At 46.8% G+C, this 21,309-nt stretch carries 24 protein-coding genes; 23 read left to right on the top strand and 1 reads right to left on the bottom strand.

What is annotated here, in order from left to right:
- Nucleotides 1-39 precede the first annotated feature (39 nt).
- The 10 genes from BUA17_RS10250 to BUA17_RS10205 all read left to right on the top strand — a co-directional run bounded on the left by BUA17_RS10250 (nucleotide 40) and on the right by BUA17_RS10205 (nucleotide 7,342).
- Nucleotides 40-639 (top strand): histidine phosphatase family protein, encoded by a 600-nt coding sequence (locus BUA17_RS10250; RefSeq protein WP_072733415.1) that lies wholly within the window; start codon nucleotides 40-42, stop codon nucleotides 637-639.
- A gap of 238 nt (nucleotides 640-877) precedes the next feature.
- A complete protein-coding gene (locus BUA17_RS10245; protein ID WP_063566782.1) occupies nucleotides 878-1,996 on the top strand; it encodes a hypothetical protein in 1,119 nt (372 codons plus the stop codon).
- A 44-nt stretch (nucleotides 1,997-2,040) separates the two neighbouring features.
- Nucleotides 2,041-2,547: a gamma carbonic anhydrase family protein gene (locus tag BUA17_RS10240; RefSeq protein ID WP_072733414.1), complete on the top strand. Its 507-nt coding sequence runs from the start codon at nucleotides 2,041-2,043 to the stop codon at nucleotides 2,545-2,547.
- Nucleotides 2,548-2,570: 23 nt separating this feature from the next.
- A complete protein-coding gene (locus BUA17_RS10235; protein WP_063566784.1) occupies nucleotides 2,571-2,750 on the top strand; it encodes an IDEAL domain-containing protein in 180 nt (59 codons plus the stop codon).
- A gap of 164 nt (nucleotides 2,751-2,914) precedes the next feature.
- Nucleotides 2,915-3,337 carry a DUF2487 family protein gene (locus BUA17_RS10230; RefSeq protein WP_072733413.1) on the top strand — a complete coding sequence of 141 codons (423 nt, stop codon included), beginning with the start codon at nucleotides 2,915-2,917 and terminating at the stop codon, nucleotides 3,335-3,337.
- Nucleotides 3,338-3,530: 193 nt separating this feature from the next.
- A complete protein-coding gene (locus tag BUA17_RS10225; protein ID WP_063566786.1) occupies nucleotides 3,531-4,073 on the top strand; it encodes a QcrA and Rieske domain-containing protein in 543 nt (180 codons plus the stop codon).
- Between the two features lie 15 nt (nucleotides 4,074-4,088).
- Nucleotides 4,089-4,760 (top strand): menaquinol-cytochrome c reductase cytochrome b subunit, encoded by a 672-nt coding sequence (gene qcrB, locus BUA17_RS10220; RefSeq protein WP_017687726.1) that lies wholly within the window; start codon nucleotides 4,089-4,091, stop codon nucleotides 4,758-4,760.
- A gap of 21 nt (nucleotides 4,761-4,781) precedes the next feature.
- Nucleotides 4,782-5,666, top strand: coding sequence for a menaquinol-cytochrome c reductase cytochrome b/c subunit (locus BUA17_RS10215; RefSeq protein ID WP_072733412.1), 885 nt, complete (start codon nucleotides 4,782-4,784; stop codon nucleotides 5,664-5,666).
- 113 nt (nucleotides 5,667-5,779) lie between these two features.
- Entirely contained in the window at nucleotides 5,780-6,406 is a 627-nt protein-coding gene (locus tag BUA17_RS10210; RefSeq protein WP_063566833.1) for a DUF1405 domain-containing protein, read from the top strand.
- A gap of 66 nt (nucleotides 6,407-6,472) precedes the next feature.
- On the top strand, nucleotides 6,473-7,342 hold the full coding sequence (locus BUA17_RS10205; protein ID WP_064636870.1) for a sporulation protein YpjB: 870 nt from the start codon (nucleotides 6,473-6,475) through the stop codon (nucleotides 7,340-7,342).
- A gap of 105 nt (nucleotides 7,343-7,447) precedes the next feature.
- Here the strand turns inward: BUA17_RS10205 and BUA17_RS10200 are convergent, their stop codons facing one another.
- Nucleotides 7,448-8,317: a YitT family protein gene (locus BUA17_RS10200; RefSeq protein ID WP_063566789.1), complete on the bottom strand. Its 870-nt coding sequence runs from the start codon at nucleotides 8,315-8,317 to the stop codon at nucleotides 7,448-7,450.
- A gap of 173 nt (nucleotides 8,318-8,490) precedes the next feature.
- Between BUA17_RS10200 and BUA17_RS10195 the strand changes: the two genes are divergently transcribed.
- The 13 genes from BUA17_RS10195 to dinG all read left to right on the top strand — a co-directional run bounded on the left by BUA17_RS10195 (nucleotide 8,491) and on the right by dinG (nucleotide 21,293).
- Nucleotides 8,491-8,820: a nucleotide pyrophosphohydrolase gene (locus BUA17_RS10195; protein WP_024630636.1), complete on the top strand. Its 330-nt coding sequence runs from the start codon at nucleotides 8,491-8,493 to the stop codon at nucleotides 8,818-8,820.
- Between the two features lie 52 nt (nucleotides 8,821-8,872).
- Nucleotides 8,873-9,397, top strand: a complete 525-nt coding sequence (locus tag BUA17_RS10190) for a tetratricopeptide repeat protein (RefSeq protein WP_236703321.1) — start codon at nucleotides 8,873-8,875, stop codon at nucleotides 9,395-9,397.
- 81 nt (nucleotides 9,398-9,478) lie between these two features.
- Nucleotides 9,479-10,282: a 4-hydroxy-tetrahydrodipicolinate reductase gene (gene dapB / locus BUA17_RS10185; RefSeq protein WP_053780709.1), complete on the top strand. Its 804-nt coding sequence runs from the start codon at nucleotides 9,479-9,481 to the stop codon at nucleotides 10,280-10,282.
- Nucleotides 10,283-10,334: 52 nt separating this feature from the next.
- Nucleotides 10,335-10,775: a methylglyoxal synthase gene (gene mgsA, locus BUA17_RS10180; RefSeq protein WP_024630633.1), complete on the top strand. Its 441-nt coding sequence runs from the start codon at nucleotides 10,335-10,337 to the stop codon at nucleotides 10,773-10,775.
- Nucleotides 10,772-11,473 carry a bacillithiol biosynthesis deacetylase BshB1 gene (gene bshB1 / locus BUA17_RS10175; protein ID WP_072733411.1) on the top strand — a complete coding sequence of 234 codons (702 nt, stop codon included), beginning with the start codon at nucleotides 10,772-10,774 and terminating at the stop codon, nucleotides 11,471-11,473. The genes mgsA and bshB1 overlap by 4 nt, the downstream gene beginning before the upstream one ends.
- A 96-nt stretch (nucleotides 11,474-11,569) precedes the next feature.
- The gene (gene bshA / locus BUA17_RS10170; protein ID WP_064636876.1) at nucleotides 11,570-12,730 is read left to right on the top strand and encodes an N-acetyl-alpha-D-glucosaminyl L-malate synthase BshA; all 1,161 of its coding nucleotides are present in this window, start codon (nucleotides 11,570-11,572) and stop codon (nucleotides 12,728-12,730) included.
- A gap of 81 nt (nucleotides 12,731-12,811) precedes the next feature.
- Nucleotides 12,812-14,110, top strand: coding sequence for a CCA tRNA nucleotidyltransferase (locus BUA17_RS10165; RefSeq protein WP_244552106.1), 1,299 nt, complete (start codon nucleotides 12,812-12,814; stop codon nucleotides 14,108-14,110).
- Entirely contained in the window at nucleotides 14,097-15,074 is a 978-nt protein-coding gene (locus BUA17_RS10160) for a biotin--[acetyl-CoA-carboxylase] ligase (RefSeq protein ID WP_063566793.1), read from the top strand. The genes BUA17_RS10165 and BUA17_RS10160 overlap by 14 nt, the downstream gene beginning before the upstream one ends.
- Nucleotides 15,075-15,404: 330 nt before the next feature.
- Nucleotides 15,405-16,280 (top strand): 3-methyl-2-oxobutanoate hydroxymethyltransferase, encoded by an 876-nt coding sequence (gene panB / locus BUA17_RS10155; RefSeq protein WP_063566794.1) that lies wholly within the window; start codon nucleotides 15,405-15,407, stop codon nucleotides 16,278-16,280.
- Nucleotides 16,277-17,173, top strand: a complete 897-nt coding sequence (gene panC / locus BUA17_RS10150) for a pantoate--beta-alanine ligase (protein ID WP_072733410.1) — start codon at nucleotides 16,277-16,279, stop codon at nucleotides 17,171-17,173. Before panB ends, panC begins: the two co-directional genes overlap by 4 nt.
- Entirely contained in the window at nucleotides 17,166-17,549 is a 384-nt protein-coding gene (gene panD / locus BUA17_RS10145; RefSeq protein ID WP_024630626.1) for an aspartate 1-decarboxylase, read from the top strand. Before panC ends, panD begins: the two co-directional genes overlap by 8 nt.
- Before the next feature lie 93 nt (nucleotides 17,550-17,642).
- Nucleotides 17,643-18,290 carry a tetratricopeptide repeat protein gene (locus tag BUA17_RS10140; protein WP_072733409.1) on the top strand — a complete coding sequence of 216 codons (648 nt, stop codon included), beginning with the start codon at nucleotides 17,643-17,645 and terminating at the stop codon, nucleotides 18,288-18,290.
- A gap of 141 nt (nucleotides 18,291-18,431) precedes the next feature.
- On the top strand, nucleotides 18,432-21,293 hold the full coding sequence (dinG, locus tag BUA17_RS10135; RefSeq protein WP_072733408.1) for an ATP-dependent DNA helicase DinG: 2,862 nt from the start codon (nucleotides 18,432-18,434) through the stop codon (nucleotides 21,291-21,293).
- Nucleotides 21,294-21,309 lie beyond the last annotated feature (16 nt).

The raw sequence follows: 21,309 nt of genomic DNA, 5'->3' as shown, positions 1-21,309 counted from the left end.
TAAAGCTTTCGTTCACCGTATAGAGAAATGAGGGATGAGATGCGGATCGGGCTTATTCGTCACGGTCTAACCGACTGGAATGCGGCAGGACGTATTCAGGGACAGACAGACATACCTCTGAATGCAGAAGGTCGTGAGCAAGCTGAACGTCTGGGTAGACGTTTGCTTACCGAAGAGTATCGCTGGGACCACATCATTACGAGCGGGCTGTCCAGGGCTCAGGAGACGGGAGAGATTATCTCCGGGCTATTGAATGTTCCTTTGCTGGAGCCAGATGCACGCTTGAAGGAGCGTGCCTTTGGTCAGATTGAAGGTCTGACGTCCGAAGAGCGTGTTGCTCGCTGGGGCGCTTCCTGGGAGACGCTGGATTTGGGGCAGGAACAGATTGCTGATATTCAGACACGTGCATTGGGCTTTCTGGAGGATTTATGGGAGGCTCATCAGGACCAAAATATGCTGATTGTCTCCCATGGCGCTTTTTTAGCCAATCTGCTATCAGCTTTGTATAAAGACCGCTATACGGAACGAATTGGAAACCTGTCGCTTACGATCCTGGAGAAGGAACGTGAAGATTGGAGACCATTGCTTTATAACTGTACAAGACACCTTTCATTGGATCTGGCAAAACAACCTGAGTAATTAACTCAGGTTGTTTTTTTTTGCGTTATAGCAATTTATAACTGTCATTCTATATGATTTTGAACCTCTCATTCTTCTTCTGAGCAGGCAACTTCGGGCATAGTATGGTTAAAACATAAAAGATTTGCAAAAAAGAGGTTTAGATCATGGGAATTCCGTCAACGATATTTACAAAACCAAACTACTCCAGGCCCCGAATCAACAGCCAAAAAGTAGTCAAGGGCGAGGCGATGGACCCATGAATCTAGCGGATATGCTTACTTTTGCCGATATCGGCCAGCTTAATCGAATAGCAGACTATTACCAGTGCGAGTGTAAGCCCAATTCCAAACATGAACTCATCCAGAGTATTCTCACTACATTGGGCAGCAGACCTTTTTTTGAGCAGCAGGTTCGTGAACTAAACCAGGTAGATCTGCGATTTTTGAACAACTTGCTGTTTGATGCCCGTCAATACTTCGGTATGGAGGAACTTGTCGCCATTGCTCGTCAATCGATGGATAAAAAAGATAGCGAGGCTGGAGCCAGTCCACGTGATCTTATCGTACGCTTCACGAAGAGTGGATGGTTGTTCAATGGCACAACTCAACAGACCAGGTATCTGTATCAGGTACCCCAGGATTTGCAATTGAGATTTCGGGATGTGTTATCCACTCACCTGAAAGCCGGCATTGCACAGACGAGCGAGCCTCCCGTTTACCGGGATGAATACCATCTACTCGCAGATGATCTGAAACTGTTTCTACAATTTGTCCAGCAGCATGAAATAGCACTAAACGCAGAAGGCATGATGTATCGTCGTTCTCAGCAGCAGATCATGGAGCATTTGCATGTAAGTGAGGCGCTGGTGGGTAAGGCTGGATGGAGATTCGGTTACGGTCGTTCGTTCAAAGACTACCCCGACCGATTTGCGTTCATCTATGACTACGCTTTTCATCATCGTCTGGTCCGCGAGGAGCAGGGCTCGCTGAAATTGTCACCTTCCGGTGAAGACAAGCTGGGGGCAGAGAAAACAGCTGAGATGATACAGCTATTTCGGTTTTGGTTAAGACTTTATAAAGGTGCTATTCCCAATCTGTCCTCCATTGTGTACTGGACAGGGGAATGTGCAGCTAGCTGGTCCACAGCAGAGTCTTTGTTCCGACAGATTGGTCCCTACATTCAGCCGTTCTATTATGACACTGCAGAGACGATTTATGACAACAGGATACTCAAAATGATGCTGCACCTAGGCATGCTTCGTATTGGAGAGCATGCAGATGGGCGAACAGTACAAATGACAGCATGGGGTTCACGCCTTGCGTCATCCTGTCGCTCGCTATCCGGGGATATTACCCCCGTTATGTTTGACAAGTGAAGGACAAGTTGCTAAAATCACTCCCAAATTAAGGAGTGATACTTATGATAATTCCATACAAAGGTATGCAACCACAGTTACACCCTTCGGTATATATGGCTGAAGGCGCCAAACTAATAGGTGATCTGACAATGGGTGAAGAATCTACGATCTGGTTCAATGCTGTGCTGCGCGCCGATCTGGCACCCATTGTGATTGGACGGCGCTGTAATATACAGGATAATGCTGTTGGACACGTCAACACGGATCAACCTTTGATTTTGGACGACGATGTGTCGGTAGGACATTCTGCGATTATCCATGGATGTCGTATCGGAACAGGTTCGCTGATTGGTATGGGCGCTATCATTCTCAATGGAGCCGAAATTGGTGAACATACGCTGATCGGGGCCGGTTCTGTTGTTACTGAAAATACTAAAATTCCGCCCTATACCCTTGCTTTGGGCACACCAGCCAAAGTGATACGTGAGTTGACTGATGCAGATCTTGAGCGGATGTCGAGAACTACACTAGGTTATGTTGCCAAAGGAAAGGAGTATAGGAGCTCTTAAATCCGTTTTGGAGGTGCATCCTATTGGATAAAATGAAAGTTACGTATGAAGTCATGTTGGGGCTGGCTGCTGAGATGGTGTGGGACGACGCGCTTCGTAAACAGCGCAGCGAGAAGCTGTATATGGAAATCGATAATGCATTGGCTACCGGAGACGAAGTAGCTTTCCGGAATCTGACGGATGAACTGAAGGCCATAAACTGATGAGCATGTAAAAATAAATATATAACACAGGAAATGCGTGAAACACGCATTTCTTTTTTGCGTTCACGACCATTCCTGCACGGAAAAAGTATCAATCTCTGGATTTATAATATAAGCTCATATATAATATGGGAATAAAATGGATAGAGAGGGGAATTAGGGAATTGAAATTCAGTGAGATGACTCAAGACAGCTGGGCGGAACTGCAACTCTATCTGGATACATGCCTTATTCCATATACAGCCCTAACGGGCAAGCAGTCTCCAGTTGAAGCAACTGAGGCGTTGGAGCGGCTTAGAGATTTTTTGGATCTAGTGGAGATTCCGTTTAAAGGGCGTATCATGACTTACCCTGCATTCCATTATGCGTGTCCGGATATGTCAATGACATTAAATACCTTATCCGAACAACTCAAATCTTCCGGTTTCAAATATGTGGTTATAATGTCATCTGATGGTGTGATGGAACAGACCCAAATTACTTCTGCAGATTTGGTATTAAGTCGTTCTGTTTTAATTCAAGAGGTTGGAGAAGAAGGGATTTCGCGTTTTGTCGGGGAAAAAATCCGTGAGTTATGGAAAAGATGACCTACCTGTGACAAATGTGACAATTTACCAACACTTTTTTAATAACGCTTACAAATGAACCTTAAAAATGTGTGACAAATTCTTGACGGTGTTCTGGGGCTACTATATGATTATGTATGTTCTAGTAAGTCGTGGAATTTCTGATAATGAAAACGATTAAGAGAGTTGGCTGAAAAAGGGGGTTGGAGACAGTATGAGCAGTGAGCATGACCAGCACGAAGCTTCGATGAAATTGCCAAGCCGCATGGAAATGTCACGCAGGCAGTTTTTGACGTACACGCTTGGTGGAGCTACAGCCTACATGGCCGCCGGTGCAATACTTCCCATGGTCCGTTTTGCGGTGGACCCGATTTTGCAGCACAAGGGAGAAGGCACCTCTGTCAAAGTAGCGGAAATCAGCAAAATTACGAATGAACCTCAAGAATTTACGTTTGAAGTGAAACAGCAAGACGGTTGGTATTTGAGCAATGCTTCGTTAATCGCCTGGATCAGGAAAGATGAACAGGGCAAAATCTATGCGCTGTCACCCATTTGTAAACATTTGGGGTGTACCGTAGGTTGGAACAGTGATAAGCAGTATCCCGACGAATATCATTGTCCGTGCCATGGTGCGCATTATACCAAAGAAGGCAAGAATCTTGCCGTAGCCCCGAAGCCGCTGGATGAGTATGTGGTTAAGGAAGATCAGGGTTGGGTTTATCTGGGCGACATTGTTCCGAACACCCGAGTCAAATAGGAGGCGTGAACGCAGATGTTTAAAAATGTCTATGACTGGATTGACGAGCGTCTCGATATCACGCCAATTTGGAGGGACGTTGCGGATCATGAAGTTCCAGAGCACGTAAACCCGGCTCATCACTTTTCCGCATTCGTGTACTGCTTTGGTGGATTGACGTTCTTTATCACTGTTATTCAAATTTTGTCAGGGATGTTCCTGACCATGTATTATGTGCCTGATATTATTAATGCTTACGCCAGTGTCGAGTATTTGCAGACCAAAGTAGCCTTCGGCCAAATTGTACGCGGGATGCACCATTGGGGAGCCAGTTTGGTTATCGTTATGATGTTCTTACATACGATGCGTGTATTCTTTACCGGCTCTTACAAAGCACCACGTGAGATGAACTGGGTTGTCGGCATGCTGATCTTTTTTGTCATGCTGGGTCTCGGGCTTACCGGGTACCTGTTGCCTTGGGATAACAAAGCATACTTTGCAACCAAGGTTACTCTAGAGATTGCGAATACGGTTCCTTGGCTGGGGCCGATCATTAAGGAATTCCTGCAAGGCGGAACTATTGTAGGTGCGCAGACGTTAACACGGTTCTTTGCCCTGCACGTCTTCTTCCTTCCGGCTGTGCTTCTGGTGCTTCTGGTCGGTCACTTTATTATGATCCGCAGACAGGGCATTTCGGGACCACTATAATCTGAGAAGGGAGGAATCGACATGGCTCACGGACACAAGTCAGATGACCAGGAAAAGATTATCTTCGTCGGGGACTCACGCGTCCGTAAAGGAGCGGGGTTTATAACTCCACCGGATTACACGGCGTATCCCGGCAAATCAGAGGCTTTTATTCCTAACTTCTTGCTGAAGGAATGGATGGTTGGTGTCGTTGTACTGGTTGGTATTCTGGTATTAACGATTTCAGAACCTGCACCACTGGGCTACCCGGCCAATCCAAGTGCATCGGTTATCCCGATGCCGGACTGGTACTTCCTTTTTCTGTATCAGTATTTGAAATACCCATATGCCTCAGGTGATTATGTCCTGCTCGGGGTACTTGGAGTCAGCGGAGTTGCTTTCGGCGCTTTGTTACTGGCCCCTTTTCTGGATACAGGCAAGGAGCGGCGTTTCTACAAACGTCCGATTGCATCATCACTTATGATTCTATCGGTGATGGCCGTTTTCTACCTGACCAATGTTGCATGGACACACTACTCGCATGAGTTGGAAGCAAGCGGCCAGAAGCCGGAACATATTCAGCGTGAAGAAGAAGCGCGTGAGAAACACGCGCAGGGTCTGCCTACCTCCAATGCGGCAGGTCAAAAAGAAGAAGTGGCGATCGTTGAGAAGGATGACCCTGCAATGGAATCATATAAGAAGGCTGGATGCATCGGATGTCATGCGGCAGATATGAAGGGTTCAGGCTCTGTACCTGCACTTCGGGGTGTTGGTGACAAACACAGTCAGGAAGAAATCCTGACGATTATCAAAGAAGGATATAATGGCATGCCTCCGATGTACGACAAAGCCATTGCTCAAGGGCTGACAGATGATGACATCAATCACCTGGCAGAATGGCTTGCGAAACAGAAGGCAGAACAGTAAAATCGAAATAAGCAATGAAACCTGATCGTTTATGCGGTCAGGTTTTTTTGAGGCGTTTTTCGCAAAACCTATCTTTGGAATGCAGAACACATATGATGGAAGGGGCAGAGAATGTGGCTTTATCGTATTTTTGGAGCCGGGAATTTCTAACGAACCGTTATTTCCTGTGGCTTCTTTTTTGGTGTAATGCATTAGGAACAGTATATGGATACATATGGTACGGGGATCAATTGGAATATACGCTGGCACAGCAACCACTATGGCAAATTGTGTTTGTGCCGGACAGTCCGACGGCGAGTCTGTTTTTTACACTATCCTTGTTGTGGATTTTGTACAAGCCGAAATCGATGCTTCTGAATCAGATTGGACATGTCATACAGGCGCTTGCTGTGGTTACTTCGGTAAAATACGGTGTTTGGGCAGTCTCCATCATTTTTGCAGGCTGGATGCAGGGGGGCGCACAGAACTGGCAGGATTGGATGTTAATTGCGTCGCATAGCGCCATGGCTATTGAGGCTCTGCTGTATGTGCGGTTCTTTGGGTTCCGTTGGGGTGCTCTAGTAATCGCTGCCTTATGGACGCTGTTAAACGATACGATGGATTATACTTATGACATCTTCCCTTGGCTGCCCGCATCGCTGATGGACCATCTGGATGGTGTACGCAACTTCACAGTGGGACTGACGCTTGTGAGCATTCTCTGTGCATGGCTTGCATTGAGACAGGCCAAACGGACCTGATTTCCTAATGTAAGCTTGTTCTAAGGAACTCCGGCCCGCCATACATTGATGGTGGGAGGGATGTCCATGAAGAGAACGTTCAGGATCAAAACTGGATTTATGGTGGTGTCGTTCATGACTCTACTGTTCTGGACGAACTTGTCATACAGCGTATCAGCGGAAAGTACAGGTGCGAACGGAAATACAGATCAGCAAGTATTAGCCAAAAATTCAATTCAGCAATTAAATGAAGAAGCGGCCCTGCTGTATCGACATGCCTTGGAGAATGATATTGAAGAGGTTAGAGGCAGTATTTTGCGAATCAGTAAAGGTCTGGAGCATATATCCTTTGAGGGTCAGACGACAGTAGAAGGCATTCATGCCCTATCCGAGACCATTGTTGAAGTGAAAGAAGCTGCGGTCAGGGTGAAAAGTGATGATGCATCTCTGCAGCAGGCCTCTGCCAAACTTCGACTTGCGGCAGACAGTCTTGCGAACCCGGCCAAACCTTTATGGCTCCAGTATTATAAAATCGTAAAAAATGATATTGATGCGCTATCAACCGCGGCAAATCAACAGTTAAGTTCGGCGATAATAGCAAGTCGCTACGCCTTACTGGAGGAGCATTACGAGACGATCCGGCCTGCGGCGATGATCCGCCGTGAACCTTACGAGATCGCCCAACTGGACGCCTGGTTGTCTCATACCAAGGGTCTGACTGCGGCCAAGCAGACTGACATCGCACAATTGAAGAGTATGGTAACCCACGGTGAAGAGTTGGTGAACCAGTTGTTTGGTCGGGAAAAGGACGAAAGTGCCTTCGTACCGTTTGTTCAGGGGCCCAATCGCAGGGCAGCCGGATTGCTCATTACTTCCATAATCATAGCAACGCTAAGTTATGCGGGTTATCGTAAATATCGGGCACAGCAACAAGGGATTTTTCCTTTTCGGCGTTAAGCCATTACTGTTATCACGATATGACAAAGACCTCTTTCTACAAGGCAGGCCATTCCGTGGCCTTCTCTTGGGGAGAGAGGTTTTCTTTTTTGTAGAAGTAAAAGGTCAACTTTCCTTAAACCCTTCTCCATGTACATCATGCACATCGCTAATAATAACAAATGCTCTAGGATCAACCGAACGCACAATCGTCTGCAAACGTCGGAATTCCTGCCTGGAGATGACACAGTAAGCAACATGTTTGGCCTGCTTCGAATATGCACCAATGGCGGGAATGAGCGTTACACCGCGGTCCATATCACGGGTAATCAAATCTGCAATCTCAGGTGCATGGTCACTGATAATCATAAATGCGCGAGCCGAATAGGCTCCTTCCTGAATGAAGTCGATCACTTTAGAAGCGATAAACACAGCTACAAGGGTATACAGTATTTTTTCTTTGGGGATGTAGACGAGGGAGATACCAATAATGATGAAATCGATACCTAATAGTACACGTCCCATACTCCAGCCATATTTTCGATTAAGAATGCGGGCAATGATGTCAGAGCCACCTGTCGTTCCACCCCAGCGGAATACGATGCCAAGCCCTGCTCCCAAAGTAACTCCAGCGTAAAGTGCTGCAAGTAAAAGATCATTCTGGGTATGCAGCGGTTCAATCCAACCAAGATGAATCATTTTTTCAAATAACCACAGGAACACCGTAAGTGCTCCTATGCCCACGCCTGTATAGATCATCTGTCTGCCGCCCAAAATCTTAAGCCCCACCAGAAAGAGTGGAATATTAACAACCAAGGTTGTAAGCGAAGGAGAGATGTTGAATGCATAATTTAGCAGGACCGTAATCCCGGTTACGCCGCCTTCCATGAGCTGGTTGGGGATGATGAAGTACAGAAGTCCAAAGGCATATAATGCCGTACCCAATAGGATGGGGAGAATCAATTTGAATTGAACCCAGGTTTTGGAAGTGCTCATAAGTTCCCTCTCCATTTTACAAATTAGAATGAGAAAGCAATCATTCCCATCTTAGTATACCTGTTTATCGATTCTTTAAAAATGATTTGTCGTTTATGATGGTGGAAGTGAATCTAAATAACTGATATATTAGGAACAAATACGACACAATTTCAAAAGGAGAATCCGTTCTCATGGAGAAAAGCATTGCAGAAATGCAGCGTGAGGTTGATCTGTATATTTCCCAGTTCAAAGAAGGATACTTCAGCCCGCTGGCCATGCTCGCCCGTATGTCTGAAGAGGTGGGAGAGCTTGCAAGGGAAGTGAATCACGAGTTCGGTGAAAAACCGAAAAAATCTTCCGAAGCAGACAATTCCATTGAGCTTGAGCTCGGTGACATTTTATTTATCACGATTTGTTTTGCTAATTCTCTCGGGATCGACCTGGCAGAGGCGCACGACAAAGTCATGCATAAATTTAACACACGCGATGCAAATCGGTGGACGCCAAAAAACACCGATTAGGCGTAGATTACATATGCTGTACCATCACCTCAATGAGGGAGGGACAGCTTGGATGATGAAACCGGAAGAGTATATGCAGCATGCGTACCGCTGTATTTTGCAAAATGATTTTGAGCAGGCGATTCGTTGGTTCGAATCTGCCATTGATGCTCACCCGGAACATGCGGAGCTCTATTATCGTTGTTCCATTACACATGCCCGCAGTCAACACTTGGCTCCAGCGCTTGAATATGCGCGTAAGGCTGTTGAACTGTCACAGGGGATAGAGGAATATGTTTTGCATTTACAGACCCTGGAAGCCAAACAGATAAGCCTTCAGGCCAAGGTGTTGCTTGAGCAGGCAGGAGACGGAACGCATGAACGATATGTGCAGGCGGCCGATCTGCTGAAACAGGCAGTTAAACTTGACCCGTTATATGTGGAAGCGCATATCATGCTTGCTCTTGCTTACAGCGATCTGAATGAGTTCGACCTTGCAACCCGTTCCGTTCGTGACGCATTGTTGCTGGACCCGCAGAATGATCAACTGCATCTATTGTTACAGGAAATTAAGCAGCGTATGAAATCCATTCAATAAGATGCCATTTCATAACGGGATGGAAATCATTTGAACTGGATTCAACCAAATGAACCAACATAGTGAGGAGATGCAGTCAAGATGAGTGAAGTAATAAGAGTTGCCGTAATCGGAGCGGCTGGCCGGATGGGCCGTGAAGTAGTGAAACTGGTGCTTCAAGATCCTGAACTGGAGCTCGCCGCAGCGGTCAACCGCTCCGGAGTAGGCACGGATGCCGGAACACTTGTCGGTCTGCCCGAATGTGGGGTGCTTTTGACCGATGATATCGAGATGGCTTTTGCAGAGACTAAACCACAGGTTATGGTGGACTTCACAGTCCCTCAATATGCCTTTGCCCATACAGAGATTGCCATTCGTCACGGAGTAAGACCTGTTATGGGTGTTACCGGCTTTACGCCGGAGCAGATCGAACAGCTGGACAAGCAGTGTCAGGACAAAGGCATTGGAGGGTTGATTGCCCCGAACTTCTCAATCGGTGCTATTCTGATGATGAGATTTGCCGCACAGGCTGCCAAACATATGCCGAATGTGGAGATCATCGAATATCACGGGGATCAGAAGCTGGATGCTCCTTCGGGTACAGCAATCAAAACAGCCGAGCTAATTGCAGCAAACCGCGAGGAACTTCGTCAGGGTAATCCGAATGAAGAAGAGACGATCGAAGGATCGCGTGGCGGATATTATAATGGATTCCGAATTCATAGCGTACGGTTGCCGGGAGTATTCGCTCAGCAGGAAGTGGTATTTGGAGACTTTGGCCAATCCCTCAAAATTCGTCATGACTCCTATGAACGTGCAGGTTATATGCCTGGTGTTAAGATTGGTGTACAGAAGGTTATGGAATATACAGGACTTATCTACGGATTTGATCACTTTATCGACTAAAAGAGGTAGTTCAAAAATTCAACTTTTGAACACACACTAAAAGGAGATTGTCATGTTGAAAATTGCATTTATTGCCCATGATCGCAAAAAAGAAGAGATGGTTAACTTCGTGACAGCCTACGAAAATGTATTTACAGACCATCAACTGTACTCGACAGGTACAACAGGTCTTCGCATTATGGAAGGAACCTCTTTACAGATCCATCGGTTTGAATCCGGTCCACTGGGCGGGGATCAACAGATCGGAGCCTTGGTTGCACAAAATGAGATGGATCTAATTATTTTTCTGCGTGATCCATTGATGGCACAGCCTCATGAACCAGATATTAACGCTTTGCTGCGTCTGTGCGATGTACAGGGGATTCCGCTTGCTACGAATATTGCAACTGCAGAGATTCTCGTTAAAGCGCTCGATCGCGGTGATTTTGGCTGGAGAGAGCTTGTACATAAATACAAGCCTGAGGGTGGATTGAATTCGGGTGATGCTCAATGAGTTTGGACATTCTCATATTTGGTGCACACGCGGATGATGCAGAGATTGGGATGGCAGGAACGATTGCCAAACATACTGCAGCTGGACTGAAAGTAGGCGTGTGTGATCTGACCCGGGCGGAGATGTCTTCCAACGGGACGGTAGAGCGCAGAGCCGAGGAAGCGGAGCAAGCCTCCCGCGTCCTCGGTCTTTCGTGTCGAAGCAATCTCGGTTTGCCTGATCGGGGGCTGTATATTATTCCAGAACACATCGAGGCTGTGACTGCCGAGATACGGCGTCATGCCCCTCGAATCGTGTTTGCGCCATATTGGGCGGATCGTCACCCGGATCATGTGATGTGCAGCAAACTGGTGCAGGAGGCTGTCTTTAATGCCAAGCTTAGAAACTATATGCCGGACATGCCCGCAGTTCAGGTGAAAGAATTGTATTTTTACTTTATTAACGATATCGGACCAACGGATTTGATTGTGGATATTACGGAACACTATGAGCAGAAGGAAAATTCATTGCTCAGTTATCGATCTCAGTTCGAATTGGGAGAAGGCGCAGTTGCCACTCCATTGACTCAAGGATATATTGAACGTGTGAAAGCTCGGGATTCTTTGCTCGGACAGCGGAGCCTTATTCCATTTGCAGAAGGATTCGCTAGCATTACACCTTATGTAGTTCATCAATTTGGCCAAGCAGCCAAGTCATAAAACGATCGAACTTGCTCGTATAAATCATTTATCAATTGCATTTCCGTTGCATTACATCAACCTGCACACGCGGGAGATTAAAGGAGCGTCCACCGGATGGATCAAAAGCTAAAAATTGGTATTACCTGTTATCCGTCCCTCGGAGGGTCTGGCGTTGTCGCAACGGAGCTGGGCAAATTGCTTGCCGAACAGGGTCACCAGGTTCACTTTATTGCTAATAGTATCCCGTTTAGACTGGGTAAATTCCAGAAAAATATTTTTTATCATGAAGTTGAGGTCAACGATTACTACGTCTTCCGTTATCCACCGTATGACCTGTCATTGGCCACGAAAATGGCGCAAGTAGCCAAAGCACAGCAACTGGATCTGCTACATGTACATTATGCAGTTCCACATGCGGTGTGTGCCTTTTTGGCAAAACAAATGGTTGGTGAGGACTTAAAGGTGGTTACAACGTTACACGGAACAGATATTACTGTGCTGGCGCAGGATGAGTCGTTGAAGGATTTGATTCGACTTGCCATCAACGAGAGTGATGCGGTTACGGCCGTATCTCAGGATTTGATTCGTGAAACGGTTGAGTTGCTGGATATAAGACGTCCAATCGATCTGACCTATAACTTTATTGATAAAAGAATTTATTATCCACGTGATGCAGCAAGTCTGCGTAGAGACTTCGCAGCACCTCACGAAAAAATACTGATGCATATCTCCAACTTCCGTCCTGTGAAGAGAACACAGGATGTGGTAGAAGTGTTCCGTCAAGTACAGGAGCAAGTACCTGCCAAGCTGTTATTTGTTGGAGAAGGACCGGACTTGCCGAAGATTCAATGGAAGATTAATGAGCTTGGACTGAATGACAAGGTTCATTTCCTAGGTAAGCAGGATGATATTGCTCAAGTCATTTCGATGGCTGATGTGCTTATGCTGCCGTCTGAGAAGGAAAGCTTTGGACTGGTAGCACTCGAAGCCATGGCTTGTGGTGTACCTACTATTGGATCACAGGCAGGGGGTATTCCTGAACTGGTATTGCACGGCAAGACCGGATTTTTGTCTCCAATTGGCGACACGCAATCGATGGCGGAGAACACGATTCGTTTGTTGACTGACGACCGTTTGACAGCAGACTTCAGAGAGGCATGTTTGAGACGGGCCCATCATGATTTCTGTAATGATGCCATTCGGCATGAATATGAACAAATATACTACCGGGTGCTGGGACGTGAAGTTCCGAATCTGAAGCCGGTTTGTGGCTGATTGTCAGATAGGATTGTTCCATCTTGGAAATATATCTGTGTAAGCCACACCAAGCAACACGTAGTTATGGGGTGAGAGTAAGTGGTTCAATGGACACAGGTAGATCATGAAATGGCAAGACAAAGTGAACAGGTACTGCGAACATTAAATGAAACAGGGTACGAAGCTTATTGGGTCGGTGGTTGTGTGCGTGATGAACTGCTGGAACGTAGCGTGGATGATATGGATATCACCACGTCCGCTTCTCCTGAGCAAGTCATGGAACTGTTCGCGGATTGTATTCCTACGGGCCTCCAGCATGGAACGGTTACTGTACGTTCAGGAGGTTTTTACTTTGAAGTTACAACTTTTCGCACTGAATCTGAATATAAGGATAATCGAAGACCCACTGCCGTTCAATTTGTGCAGGATGTCAAAGAAGATTTGCAGCGGCGTGACTTCACAATGAATGCTCTCGCTATGGATCGTGACGGTAATATCGTTGATCCTTTTGGTGGACAATCGGATATTCAGGATGGACGGGTCAGGTGTGTGGGATCGGCGGCAGAACGGTTTGGAGAAGATGCGCTGCGGATGCTTCGCTGTGTTCGTTTTGCTTCAGTATTTGATTTCAAAATTGCCTACAACACCTGGAAGGGGTTAGTTCGACAAAAGGATCTGCTACAACATATCGCCATGGAAAGAGTACGTACCGAAATGGTGAAAATGATGGCAGGCCCCCATCCACTGCGCGGTCTGGAATTGCTGTTTCGCAGCCAGGCACTGGAGCATGTGAAGGCACCAATCTCCATGGAGCGATTCAATAAAGCCCTCATGTCCAATATGGAACAATTGAAGGAAGAAAACGTTTTATTGCGCTGGTCCATGGTGCTGATTGCAGGCCATTATACCAGGGATGAAGCAGATGCTTTACTTCGAAAATGGACGTTTTCTAATGACGATCGTTCCCGCATTAATGGAGTTCTCCAGGTCGAACAGTTGATCCAGACTGTCGTACAAGAGCAGAAGGATGAAGAGACACTTCGATCAGAATGGATCGTAACTGTGCTGTCTGGAGGACGTCAGGCAACAGAGGACTGGCTCATCATTCAACAACTGCTACCAACTGGTTGGAGGGATCAAGAGGTTCTGCACGAAGAACAGATCGTATTAATACAATCACGAGGTGCAGCATGGAGTCAATCCATGAAGGTGCATGAACTGAAAGATCTGCATATTACGGGTGAGAACGTTTTGCAGTTACTTGGACGCAAGGGCGGACCATGGCTGGGACAACTAATGAAGCATCTTTTAAGAGAGACTGCGATCGGAAATATAGCGAATCAGCATGACATGCTGACCAACGAAGTAAAGCGGGTGGCTGCAGATGACAAAGCATGAGGAACTGTTACATATGTTACTGAATGCCGAAGGAGAGTTTGTGTCTGGTGAAGAGATTAGTCGCAACCTTTCCATTAGCCGAACGGCCGTGTGGAAGCACGTAAACAAACTGCGTGACATGGGTTATGAGTTTGAGGCCGTATCTCGCAAAGGGTATCGCTTGATCACGAAACCGGACAGTATCGATGCCACAGCGCTTCAGCTGGCATTGGAAACGACGGTGTTTGGGCGGAAGGCAATCATTCTGAATTCCACGTTGTCCACCCAAGGTGATGTTCAGCACATGGCTGAACAGGGGCAGGGCGAAGGGGCAGTGGTGCTGGCAGAAGAACAAACGGGTGGACGAGGCCGCTTTGGACGTAAATGGTTCTCACCACCTGGACGAGGCATCTGGATGAGTGTTCTAATGCGTCCGGAGCTTGCCCTGCAAAATACACCACAGCTTACGTTATTAACGGGTGTGGCGGTGTGTCGTGCCATTCGATCATATACAGGTGCTGATGCTGGGATCAAATGGCCTAACGATCTTTTGATTGATGGTCGTAAAGTATGCGGAATTCTACTTGAATCAACCGTCGAAGACCACGAATTACGCTACTGTATCGCAGGCATAGGCGTGGATGTGAACTTCGATCCTAAGGATTATCCCGAGGATCTGATAACAATCGCAACTTCGCTTAAGATGGAGACCGGACAAACCATAGACCGAACCAAACTTGCAGCGGCCATTCTCTCGGAATTGGAGCGTTTGTATTTTTTGTATCAAAAGGAAGGGTTCGGTGTGATCTCTTCGCTCTGGGAAGCTTTGTCCGTATCCATGAATCGTGAAATTAAGGTGGCTAATCCGCAGGGTATCATCGAAGGTACTGCCATTGGCCTTGATCCTTCTGGTGCATTGATTTTGGAGAAGAAAAACGGTGAGCGAGTATCGGTTTACTCCGGTGAAGTTTCATTGGTAAATTAAACAATTTGTCGAATTTACACCGTAAAAATGAACATAAGACGTGAACTTTGGGCAGAACTTTGGTATACTGTGTTCGTGAGGCGATATCGGCTAATGCAGACCGAATTGCACTCCGGCAATAGTATGCTTTGTTCTGCTTCAAAATGTTGCAGTGACAAGGCAAGAATGGTAGTAAAGTGAGTTGTTGGATTCTGCTCTGAGCCGAAGAGGACCGAGACAGAAGGGACGATCGCAAGTGACTCTTTTTTGACTTTTCGGGACTTTTTAGTGGAAACTAAAAGGTTTTTTTGTTGCGTTTAAATTGAAAAGATGAGAGGAGCCATAACGAAAATGGCAAACAAACAAGCATTGAATATTGTGAAAATGAAAAAATATAAGCAGGACGGCGTGCCGCTTAGCATGATTACAGCTTACGATTATCCGACAGCCCAATTGGCCGAGGAAGCGGGTATCGATCTAATTCTGGTTGGTGATTCACTGGGAAACGTGGTATTGGGTTATAACTCCACCTTGCCTGTTACGATCGAAGATATGGTGTACCATACACGCTCTGTAGTACGTGGTGCGGGAAATACGTTTATCGTGGCTGATATGCCCTTCATGACGTATCATGGTAGCTTGGATGAGACGCTTAAAGGTGTCCGTCGCCTGATGCAGGAAGGTCATGCACAAGCGGTCAAGATGGAGGGCGGTCTTGAAATCGCGGATACGGTAAAAGCGGTTGTGCAAGCCGGTGTACCTGTACTTGGACATATCGGACTTACACCGCAATCCGTGAATCAAATTGGCGGTTATCGTATTCAGGGCAAGGATGCTGCTGATGCCAAACGGCTGATGGACGAAGCCAAGGCGCTTGAAGCAGCTGGCGCTTTCGGCATTGTACTCGAACTGGTCACGGAAGAAGTGGCAAGAGCGATCTCGGAGGAATTGTCTATTCCTACGATTGGCATTGGCGCAGGTAGAGGGTGTGATGGTCAGGTACTGGTATTCCATGATGTGGTTCAGTATGCTTCCCCATACACGCCAAAACGCTTTGTCAAATCGTATGGAGACGTAGGTACATTGATTCGCAACAGCATCGAGTCCTATGTGAAAGAAGTCAAGGATCGCTCGTTCCCGGCACAGGAGCATGTATTTACCGCTGCTGACGGCGTTCTGGATCAATTGTACGGACATCGCAAAGAAAAGGTGGAGACCAACGTATGAAAGTGATACGGACAATCGCAGAATTAAGACAAGAGCTTAGCTTGAAACGTCAGTCGATTCAGTCCAGACAGTCCGTTGTAGGACTCGTGCCTACGATGGGATTTCTTCATGAAGGCCATGCAAGTTTGATGCAAGCGGCCAAACAACAGAGTGATATCGTGGTTTTGAGCATATTTGTAAACCCAATTCAATTCGGTCCGAATGAAGACTTTGACAGTTACCCTAGGGATGAAGCTAGAGATGTGGGAACTGCACGAGCAAAAGGGGTGGATATCGTATTTATTCCCTCTGTTGAAGAGATGTATCCACAGCCTACACAAACGACCGTATCGGTTTCCCGCTTAACGGATCGCTTGTGCGGTGCTTCTCGTCCAGGGCATTTTGACGGAGTGACTACGGTCGTGTCAAAGCTCTTTAACATTGTACAACCGCAGCGTGCATTTTTTGGCATGAAGGACGCACAGCAGGTAGCTGTGATCCAGCAGATGGTTAACGATTTGAACATGGCGGTTGAGATTGTGCCTTGTCCTATCGTTCGTGAAAGTGATGGCTTGGCGCTTAGTTCGCGCAACGTATACCTCAGCACAGAACAGCGTCAGGAAGCTCTTGTTCTGTCCAAGGCTCTGCGTGAGGCACAGGAAGCTGTAGATGCAGGGACGGCAATTACAGCAGCGGATATCCGCGTTATATTGCGTGAGAACATTGAACGTTCACCAATGGCCGTGATTGATTATGCTGAAATTCAGGCTTTTCCAAGTCTTGAGCCACTTTTGGATCAGGAAAAAGTTCATGGTCGTGACGATCTGTTGATCGCACTTGCAGTAAAATTCGGCAAAACAAGATTGATTGACAATATAAGGCTGCAAAAATCGGAGGTACTGTCCCATGTTTAGAACACTAATGAAATCCAAAATTCACCGGGCAACCGTTACGGAAGCAAACCTGAACTATGTGGGTAGCATTACCATAGATGAAGATCTAATGGAAACTTCCGATCTAATGGAAAATGAAAAAGTGCAAATTGTGAATAACAACAATGGTGCACGTCTGGAAACCTATGTCATTCCAGGCCCACGTGGAAGTGGAGTTATCTGTTTGAATGGAGCAGCAGCTCGCCTGGTACAGCCTGGAGATACCGTCATTATCATTTCATATGCAATGATGTCTCAAGAAGAGGCAAATAATCACAAGCCTACCGTTGTATTTGTGGATGGACAGAACAAACCTGTGCAAACGATGAAACACGAAGTTCATGCGACGATTATGTAATCGACTGGTAAGGGGAATGAAATCGACCCATTCTACAAAAAATGAGTACAGGTCACTGCACTAATCCATTTTTTCAAGGGTGGGGATGCATCGATGTTCCAGCATGTTTTCGCAGAAATGAACGACATGTTAGATGAAATTATCAAGCGCTACCCTTCTGCTGAAGGCCTAAGCAAACAGGAATTGCTGCAAAAGTGGAATTTGCTGAAGCGGATGAGTGACGGGATGATTGATGAGTGGCTGATGTTTGAAGAAAAAATGAGCCAGGTGAGGGAAAGGGAACTGGATAAGCCTGCTTCCCTCGAACCTGAACAGGAAGCTGTTACCGCACTGCCAGAACTGTATCTGGAGTGTTTCAGTCGCGGTCAGGGATATTTCAAACTGCAAATGTACCCGCAGGCGATTATGCAATTTTCTAGGGTTGTGACCGACTATCCGGAAAGTGCATTGACTCGTTTTTACCTGGCTCTTGCTCATCTCAACCTGGAACAAACCGAGGAAGCAGGAATACACTTGCAGCGGATCATGCATCTGAACGGTTCGCCGAGATTGAAAGGGTTGGTATGTAACGTCCTGGGCTGTATCGAGGCCAAGCTCGCGAATCCTGAAGGTGCATGTTCATTATTTGCGCAGGCGCTTCAGTATGACCCATCGTTGACCGAACCGCTGTATAACATGGAAGCTTGTCGTTTAAACAGCGGAAAATTGCAATATGCAAATCAGCTGACTGCCTTAAATTAGGGCTATTCGGCGGCATTAAGACGGTGTTCCCTCCTCTGGCATAGCGGCGGGGACACCGCCTTTTTTGTCAGTTAATTTTCAAACGCCCTTTTTTTTGCTATGCTGTAACATAGACTGGAATGGAAGGGACCGTACATTGCAATGAAATTTGCCGTATTGGATTTCGAAACAACCGGCACGCAGTCCGACGGTGAAATTATACAGGCCGGACTTGCCATCATAGATCATGACTACAGCATAACTCAAATATATAGTTCTTATGTGAACCCAGGTGTACCGATTCCTCCGTTTATTACGGGGTTAACCGGTATTACCGATGAAGATGTGGCGGATGCTCCCTCATTGGAAGAGATGATGATGGAGATGGTTCCGCTGCTTGATGATGTGGTTCTTGTTGGACACAATGTTGCTTTTGATTTTCATTTTCTTCAAAATGCACTCGATCGATGCGGTTATCTGCCATTTACCGGACGGATCCTGGATACGATTGATTTCCTGAAGATCTCGTTCCCGTCACTGGGCTCTTATCAACTCGGTTATGTGTCTTCGGAATTCGGATTTCAGCATGACCGTCCTCATCAGGCAGACAGTGATGCTCTTGCAACAGCTTTTGTATTACTGAAGTGTCTCGATGAGCTGCGTGCATTGCCTCTGATCACGATTCAGCGCCTCAGTGACCTGTTTGCACCGGAAGACAGTGACTTGGGTTGGTTCTTCGATGGAATGCGTTCTGAGAAGGAAGCAGAGCCTATTCAGGATCTGGATGGTCATACGTATTACCGCCAGCTTGCCCTGAACGTGAGTGACTGGACCGATATAGGCTCACCACGAGATGAGCGAGAGGGTAATCCGCTGGAAGGCGTGAGTTTTGAGCAGTTTATGGATCAGGTTAGAGATAACCTGAAGGAGACGCTGGACCATTATGAGGAGCGTGAGGCGCAAACTCAAATGTTCAGCAGTGTACGACAAGCTTTGGATGAGGAGAAACATCTCTTAATCGAAGCTGGGACAGGTACGGGCAAATCACTTGGTTATTTGCTGCCTGCCATCTATGAAAGTGTAAAACAGGAACAGAAAGTGATGGTCAGCACACATACCATCAACCTGCAGGAGCAATTGAGAGAGCGGGATATTCCTATGTTGACCCAAGTGGTTCCGTTCCCGTTCAAGGCAGCGGTGTTCAAAGGACGTGGGCACTATCTGTGTCTGCGTAAGTTTGAGCATAAAATCAATAAACGTGAATTTGCTACACCGAAAGAGGATTATTTTACAGCGGCTCAGATGATTGTCTGGCTTACTCAGACGGAGACTGGAGACGACGAGGAGCTTAATCTAAGCGGGCGCGGAGGAGACTTCTGGGAGACGGTACAAAGTGAGTCTGAGTCCTGTCTTGGACGTTCCTGTCCTTGGTTCCGCAAATGTTTCTATCACCGGGCCAAACATGAAGCCGGGCTTTCCGATATCGTCATTACGAATCATTCGAAATTGTTTACGGATGTCAAAGCAGCACATCAGCTGCTGCCAGCCTACGAAAGTCTCGTCATTGATGAAGCACATCATCTGGAGGACGTAGCAGGTAAGCACCTTGGTCTTCATATGAAATATTTCACGTTGGTTCATACACTGACCCGACTATTTAAAGATAGCCGAAATGGCCAACTGCCTATGCTGCGTTCTCAATTGTCGGGTCATGAAAATTCGGTACAGTGGGGCTCCATGATTGATCAGATGTTCCCGCTTGCTGTCGAAGTTAAAGAGATGTGGGATCGACTAAGCGATGCATTGTTCGGACTGCTGCCTGAACGCAGCGATGCTTCTCCAGGCGAGACAGGACAATTCTCACTTAGACTGAAGCATTCGCAAAAACCAGCCAAATGGCAGGAATTGCAGGACGCTGAAAACCAAATTTATGTCACCCTAGGCGATTTGATTCGTAAAGGCGACAAGCTGCTGCTTGAAGTGAAAGAAGATCAGGACGATTATCAGTCCGATAGTCTGATTACGGATATCTCAGGTCTGCTCAAGGATTTGGCAACGATTAAGGATAATCTGCGTTTCTTCATGCGGATGGATGATGCCAATACCGTGTACTGGATGGAGGCCAGCGGCCAGTTCCGCAGTAAATCACTGCAACTCTATGCTGTTCCTGTCGATGTCAGTGCTCAATTGAAGGATATGTTCTTTGATAAAAAGAAAAGCGTTGTGCTTACATCGGCTACGCTTTCCGTTGACAAGTCATTTCAATTCATGATCGAACAGCTGGGTTTGCAGGAAGCTGCCGACAATAACCGTCTGTTAACGTCGATGCTGCCGTCACCGTTCAATTATCGAGAACAGGCGCTGCTCGTCATTCCGCGTGATTTCCCAAGCGTGAAGGGCAGTGTAGGCGATGCCCACTTTGTGGATATGCTCGTGCACTCGCTTGCGGAAACGGCTATTGCGACTCGTGGACGCATGATGGTGTTGTTCACCTCCTACCGCATGCTGCGACAGGTCTATGACCCGCTTAAGGAGGCCTTGTCAGGCAACGATATCTCTTTGCTTGGGCAAGGGGTGGACAGCGGCAGCCGTTCCAAGCTTACACGTCGGTTCCAAGATACTAAAGCAACGGTGCTACTTGGCACAAGCAGCTTCTGGGAAGGCGTGGACATTCCAGGAGAGGCTCTGACCTGTCTTGCAATTGTCAGACTGCCGTTCCAGCCACCGAATCATCCATTAGTGGAAGCGAAGAGCGAGCTTTTGCAGCAGCAAAAGAAAAACCCGTTTATGAAGCTATCCGTGCCACAAGCCGTCATCCGTTTCAAACAGGGATTTGGCAGACTGGTTCGTACAGGCAAAGACAGAGGCATTGTGATTGTATACGATACACGCGTTATTGAAGCGTATTATGGCAAGTACTTTTTATATTCATTACCTGGTCCCAAAATGGAGCACATGCTTACAGAGCAGATGGTTCCACGCATTTCGGAATGGCTCGAGAGACCAACCGAAGAGCAACAATAACAGATACGCTCTGTAG

The sequence above is a fragment of the Paenibacillus sp. ov031 genome (assembly GCF_900143165.1).
Lineage (GTDB): Bacteria > Bacillota > Bacilli > Paenibacillales > Paenibacillaceae > Paenibacillus > Paenibacillus marchantiae.
This window is presented reverse-complemented; position numbering and strand designations above follow the sequence as displayed.